The organism is Kitasatospora sp. NPDC054795, from assembly GCF_053611565.1.
The window spans coordinates 1-6245 of the sequence record NZ_JBSHAP010000238.1; the positions used below are offsets into that span (position 1 = coordinate 1).

The following is a 6245-nucleotide window of genomic DNA, read 5'->3' on the forward strand; positions in this document are numbered from 1 at the left end:
CGCGCCGGCGCGGCCCGCGCGCCCCCCCGCCCCCCCCCCCCGCCCGCCCGCGCCGCGCGGGCCCCCCGCCCCCCCCCCCCCCAGCCGCGCCCCTGATAGTCCGTTTGACGTAGCATTCCGTTCGACGGACTATTTGGTCCGTGCGAGAGGATGCCCATGCCGTTCACCCTGTCCCACCCCGCGGCGGTACTGCCCTTGATGCGGCGGCCCTTCAGTCGCACGGCGCTGGTCGCCGGAGCCGTCGCACCGGACCTGCCCTACTTCCTGGTCACCACGGGACTGCCCGTCGGCGCGCAGTCCTGGTACGAGCCCTTCGCCAACGCCACCACCACGCACGGCGTTTCGGGTGTCGTCGCCGTCACCCTGCCGTACGCGCTCCTGCTGTGGGCGCTGCTCCGGGCCGCCCGGCGCCCGCTGGCCTTCCTGCTGCCGTCGCCCGTGCCAGGGCCGCCGTCGGGGGCGGTTGCTGCGCCGGTCCGGCGGGCCGGCTGGGCCGTCCTGTCCGCGCTGGTGGGCATCGCCACCCACCTGGTCTGGGACGCGTTCACCCACGTGGACGGCTTCGTGGTCGCCCGCACACCCTGGCTGGCCTCCACGCTGGTGGGTGGCCTCACCTGGGCGCGGGCCCTGCAGCACGCGAGCACCATCGGCGGCCTGGTCGCGATCGCGCTGTACGCGTGGCGCAGGAGGGGGCAGTTCCTCCCCGGCTCCGGTCACGCCCGGCCGGTCCGTGGTCCGCGCCGCCAAGTCCTGCTCGCGATGGCCCTGTTCACGGTCGTCGGAGCCGTCGCCCACGCCTGGCGGTGGCTCGCCGGCCCGGAGGCGGAGACGACTGGGCTGTCGTCGGCCGGCCTGGTCGAAGGCGTGCTGTCCGACGCGGCGAAGGGTGCGGGCGCCGGCCTGATCGCCGCCCTGGCCCTCCACGTCCTCGTGTGGTGGATCCGGCACGCGGTCACGGAAGGCCGGTCCGCCCGCCCCGGTGCGAGCGGAGCCGGCCCTGTGCGCGGTGATTGACGAGACGTTGATCGATTGTCTACCGGGTTCGCGCACCATCCGCCAGCTGAGGAATTCCACCGAGAAGACGGAGCACATGAACATGCAAGGGCTGAGCGGGCGGACACGACGCCCGGGCCGCCGCCGGAGCCTGGGTCAGTGATGGGACTGGCCCTGATCGCAGGCCTGCTGCGGGCGCTGCTGCTGCTGCCGCCCGCACCGGCAGCGGCCGTGGAGATGGGCCAGCGGGCGGTGACATTCAACTCCCAGGGCGGCGGTAACAAGTGGACGTTCATCCGTGGGTCGCTCTTCAAGGACGCCGATGTGGTGGCACTTCAGGAGGTCACCACGCCTCCGACCGACTTCCCCCTGGTGGACGAGAACCTGGTTCTGGACAACCTGAATGACCAGACGGTTACTCCGACGGGCCTGGGGATCCTGAAGTACAAGCTCTACACCGGGAACTGGGGCAAGAACGGGTCGCGTCAGCCGGACGGTCGCCTCTACTACCTGAAGATCCTTCCTCAGCGGGCTTGGGGCAACGAAGTGGATCAGATCCCGTCCGGCATTCGGCATCCGGGTGGGCGGTGTCTGGTACTTCGACATCCACGCCGCTTCCATCCGGGCGGGGGAGCGGCAGAATCCGCACAGCACCGCCCTGATGACCGCCATCCAGGCCGAGGTCGGGAACCAGCCGTGGCGTGCCCTCGGAGACTTCAACAGCCGGGCGTCGACGTTCCGACCGGACTTCGCGTCCACCTACTACGTGAAGAAGGGGGGAGACCCGAACGGACCGGAGGTCCCCACCCAGAACACGGCTGGTGTGGGGCTGGACTACATGGTGGCCAACCCTCCGATCGACAGTCTTGTCGTCGCCAAGACCCGATACAACGGCTCGTCGGACCACTACCCGGTGCACTTCTCCGCGACAGGGCCGAGCAGGGACTGCGTCGTTCCCCCGTGGGAAGACCCCACCAGGTACGGTGCCGCCGGTCTGGCGGCGCGCGTCGCCACGATCACCGCCGGGGACGCCTGCGACACGAAGCCCTCGGCCATCGTCTCCATGGGCGACAGCTACATCTCCGGTGAGGGCGGCCGCTGGGCGGGCAATGCGCTCACCAAGGAGGAGGGGGACGTCTGGGGCACGGACCGGCGCTCCCGTTGCCAGGACGACAAGCAGGACTGCGTGTACGACACGACGTCCTACAGCAACGGCGGCAACCGGTGCGACCGCTCCGACGTGGCCCCCATCAAGGGCGCGGAGTTCGAGGGCATCCCCGTCGAGCGGCGGTTCAACATCGCCTGTTCGGGTGCGACGACGAAGGACATCCTCACGGAGTCGCTCAGCAACGAGAAGCCCCAGATCCAGCAGTTGGCCGACCTCGCCCGCACCAATGACATCAGGATGGTCGTCGTCTCCATCGGCGGCAACGACCTGAAGTTCTCCGACATCATGACGACGTGCGGAAAGGCCTTCTTCGGGCTGGCCGCGCCCTAATACTCCAGCCGTAGATCGTGATGTGAGGACAGTTCCCCATGGAGTGAGGAACTGCCCTGGCCACAGGGCTTCGGCGGTGTCTTGTCTCCTGACGTGCGGTCCGGTGTCGCCGACGGATCCTTTACGACTGGCCGTCCAGATGCGCGCTGCCGCATTCACCGACGCGCCTCCGCAACAAGGGCGAACGCCGTCCTGTCGCCGACCAAGGTGAAATGCGCAGGCTCTCCCGTCGCCTCCGGCTGCCACCCAACTGCGATGCCGGCGCGGATGAGAGCGGCTGTCAGACCGGGCGTGACAGGTTCAAGGTTGAACAGCTCATCGGCCCTCTCACTCGCGGCCGCGATCTCTCGGAAGTGCAGCCAGAAATCGTCGAACTCCACAGAAACGACGAGTTGGCGCCGCCGGCCCGGCCCATTGCGCCAGATGCGTACAGCGACGTGGCCGGGATCGAGGACCTGGATTACCCAGCGGTACTCAAGCCCGTCGACGTGAATCTTGCGCGGTGGTCTCGGTGTCACATGGCGACGATAAGGCCAGTGCCAGCAACGACGGGCGCGGGCTCGCAACTCCAGGCACCCGCACGCGATCTTGCTGGTGGGGGCTGGTGGGGGCACGGCTGCGGCCACCGCTGATCATCGGTGTGTGAAGACAGAAGATCATGCGGTGGCCGCAGGTCACAGCGTAGACCCTGCCCGTTGGCAGGAGGCGTTCGAGGGTCTGATGGGCCGGATCGCAGGGCGGTTCGTGCGGGTCGAGCCCCGGCGCCGAGTGCGGCAGTTGGTGCTCGGGCTGCTGTCGGACCTGCCGCGCAAGAACTGCTGGACGATCGCCGAGTGGGCCGGTGAGGCGACTCCGGACGGGATGCAGCATCTGCTGGGCCGGGCCAAGTGGGATGCTGATCTGGTACGCGACGAGGTGCGCGACTACGTGGTGGACCATCTGCACGACGACCGGGCGGTATTGGTGGTCAACGAGACCGGGGACGTGAAGAAGGGCCTGCACACGGTCGGCGTCCAGCGCCAGTACACCGGAACGGCGGGCAGGATCGAGAACTCGCAGGTCGCAGTCTACCTCGTCTACGCGGGCCGCAGCGGGCACGCCGCGGTGGACCGGGAGTTGTACGTCCCGCGCTCCTGGACCGACCAGCCCGACCGCTGCCAGGTCGCCGGGCTCGGCGATCAGACCGCGTTCGCCACCAAACCGGAGCTGGCCGCCCGTATGATCGGCCGGTTCCTGGACGCCGGACACCGGGCCCCGTGGGTCGCCGGCGACGAGGTCTACGGCGGCAACCCGAAGCTGCGGGTCACACTGGAGAAACGCGGCGTCGGCTACGTGCTCGCCGTCGCCCGCACCCACGAAGTCCCCACCCGGGCGGGGAAGTTCCGGGCTGATGCCCTGGCCAAGATGCTGCCGAAGCGGGCCTGGCAGAAACTGTCCGCCGGGGCCGGCGCGAAGGGGCACCGCTTCTACGACTGGGCCGTCATCGACCTCGCCCACCCCGGCCCCGGCAGTCACCAACTGCTGATCCGCCGCAACCGCAGCACCGGCGAACTCGCCTTCTACCGCTGCTACTCGCCCCGTCCGGTGCCGCTGACCGAGTTGGTGAGAGTCGCGGGATCAAGGTGGCGGGTGGAGGAGTTCTTCCAGTCCGGCAAGGGTCTGACCGGACTCGACGAGCACCAGGTCCGCCGCTTCGCGTCCTGGTCCCGCTGGGTCACCCTCGCGATGCTCGCCCACGCCTTCCTGGCCGTTGTCCGAGCCGACGACCATGCTCGCCAACCCGAGGAGACCGGCCTCATCCCGCTGACCTGCAACGAGATCCAGCGCCTGTTCACCACGCTTGTCATCCGGTCAGTCCGCGACGCGGCCCACCGGCTCGGCTGGTCCGACTGGCGCCGCCGCCACCAAGCCCGCGCCCAGGCCTGTCACTACCGCCGCCAAGCCGCGAATCAGGCATGAAGATCACGATCTACGGCTGAAGTACTAAGGACTTCCAAAAGGAGGGCTACTTCAACGTCGACTGGGCCTACCACTACCACCGCGGCGCGCTGCCGGCCGGCCGGATCAACCTCGGCATCCCGTACTACTCCCGGGGCTGGCGCGACGTCCAGGGCGGCACGGACGGGCTGTGGGGAACGGCCGCGATGCCGGACCAGGCCCAGTGCCCGCTGGGCACCGGCGGGCGCGGCCCGGCCAACGCGCAGTCCTGCGGGACGGGCGCGGTCGGGATCGACAACGTCTGGCACGACCTGGAGAACGAGCGGGAGGTCGGCGCCGGGTCGAACCCGCTGTGGCACACCAAGAACCTCCAGGACGGCCGGACCCCCGGCTACCTGCGGTCCTACGGTGTCGACACCAACCTGCCGAGCGGACAGCTGACCGGCACGTACGCGGAGAAGTACTCGGACGCCCTCCAGCCGCCCTGGCTGTGGAACGACGCCAAGAAGGTGTTCCTCTCCACCGAGAACGAGAAGTCGCTCGACGCCAAGGCCCGCTACATCGTCGACAAGGGCATCGGCGGCGCGATGATCTGGGAACTCGCCGGAGACTACGCCCAACGCCCGGGCGGGGAGTGGGGCATGGGCTACGACCTGACCACCCGCCTGGACAACGCCTTCAAGGGCGCCGGCGCCACCGGCAACACCAAGGCCGGCGGGCGTCCGCAGCCGGCCGAGGTGATCGACGTCAAGGCCGAACTGGTGGACTTCCCCACCGGGGAGAAGGACTTCTACCCCGTCCAGCCGAAGCTGCGGATCACCAACAACTCCGGCGTCACGCTCGCCCAGGGCACCGAGATCGCCCTCGACCTGCCCACCTCGATGCCGCCGGTCGTCAAGGACGACGACTACAAGGAGATGAAGGGCCTCGTCCCCGGCCACACCGGCCCCAACACGGGCGGACTCAAGGGGGACTTCCACCGGCTCACCCTCACCCTCGGCTACTGCGAGGACCTGGCGCCGGGCAAGTCCCGGGACATCGACCTGAAGTACTACCTGCCGATCACCGGGCCGTCCAACGTGACGGTCAGGATCGGCGGCCGGGAGTACGGCTCGACCGGCGACCAGCGCCGCGACGTCCGGACCGTCACACCGCCCGCCCCCGCCGCGGGCAGCTCCTGCCAGGCACCGGACTGGAAGCAGGGCCAGGTCTACCGGCCCGACGGCGGACGGCTGTGGCGGATGTACGACAAGGGGGACAAGGGCTGGATGTTCGAGTACGGCGACAGCCCCGCCGGCAAGCCCATGATGATCGACAACAACCCCGACCAGTCCCGCGCCCACCTCGTGGAACTGATGGAACAGAACGCCAACCAGTACTGGCGGATCCAGCCGGCGGGTGGCGGCCTCTACACGATCGCCGGCGGCGGCCGGTGTCTGACCGCCACTGCCTCCCGGCAGGACCTCGCCTCCGTGGGGTGCGACGGGCGGGCCGAACAGAAGTGGCGGCTCGTCCCGATCGCCGACAACGGCAGTGAGGGAGCACCCGGCGGGCCGAAGCACAACGGCCTGTTCAAGGTCCGCTCGGCCGCGGGCAGCGACATCGAACTCGCGGGCGGCGCCACCGCCCGGGAGACCCACCTGCTCACCGGCGACCCGGCCGCCTCGACGGCCGCGTTCGTGAAGTACCAGGGTTCCTACTGGTACGCCCAGTGGTACACCACGGTCGCCCCCGGCACGGCGGAGGCGAACGGCGGCCGGCCGTGGAAGAAGCTCAGCCCGGCGCCGTAGCACCGGGGAGACCAGCGGCCGTGAGC

General features: G+C 69.6%; 5 protein-coding genes and 1 pseudogene. 5 read left to right on the forward strand and 1 reads right to left on the reverse strand.

The window, feature by feature from the left end; genetic code table 11:
• Window positions 1-156: 156 nt before the first annotated feature.
• Both ACWGJO_RS40555 and ACWGJO_RS40560 read left to right on the forward strand, forming a co-directional pair.
• Window positions 157-1014 (forward strand): DUF4184 family protein, encoded by an 858-nt coding sequence (locus ACWGJO_RS40555; protein WP_452190818.1) that lies wholly within the window; start codon window positions 157-159, stop codon window positions 1012-1014.
• A gap of 640 nt (window positions 1015-1654) precedes the next feature.
• Complete coding sequence (locus tag ACWGJO_RS40560) at window positions 1655-2491, forward strand: hypothetical protein (protein ID WP_452190819.1); 837 nt, start codon at window positions 1655-1657, stop codon at window positions 2489-2491.
• Between the two features lie 155 nt (window positions 2492-2646).
• On the opposite strand, the gene ACWGJO_RS40565 is transcribed toward ACWGJO_RS40560, so the two are convergent.
• Entirely contained in the window at window positions 2647-3009 is a 363-nt protein-coding gene (locus ACWGJO_RS40565; protein WP_452190820.1) for a hypothetical protein, read from the reverse strand.
• A gap of 202 nt (window positions 3010-3211) precedes the next feature.
• Between ACWGJO_RS40565 and ACWGJO_RS40570 the strand changes: the two genes are divergently transcribed.
• From ACWGJO_RS40570 to ACWGJO_RS40580, 3 genes and pseudogenes are all read left to right on the forward strand, one after another.
• A complete protein-coding gene (locus ACWGJO_RS40570; protein WP_452190821.1) occupies window positions 3212-4450 on the forward strand; it encodes an IS701 family transposase in 1239 nt (412 codons plus the stop codon).
• Between the two features lie 59 nt (window positions 4451-4509).
• Window positions 4510-5028, forward strand: a pseudogene (locus ACWGJO_RS40575) (glycosyl hydrolase family 18 protein); the annotation flags it as partial.
• Between the two features lie 42 nt (window positions 5029-5070).
• A complete protein-coding gene (locus ACWGJO_RS40580) occupies window positions 5071-6219 on the forward strand; it encodes a chitinase C-terminal domain-containing protein (RefSeq protein ID WP_452190822.1) in 1149 nt (382 codons plus the stop codon).
• Window positions 6220-6245: the final 26 nt, after the last annotated feature.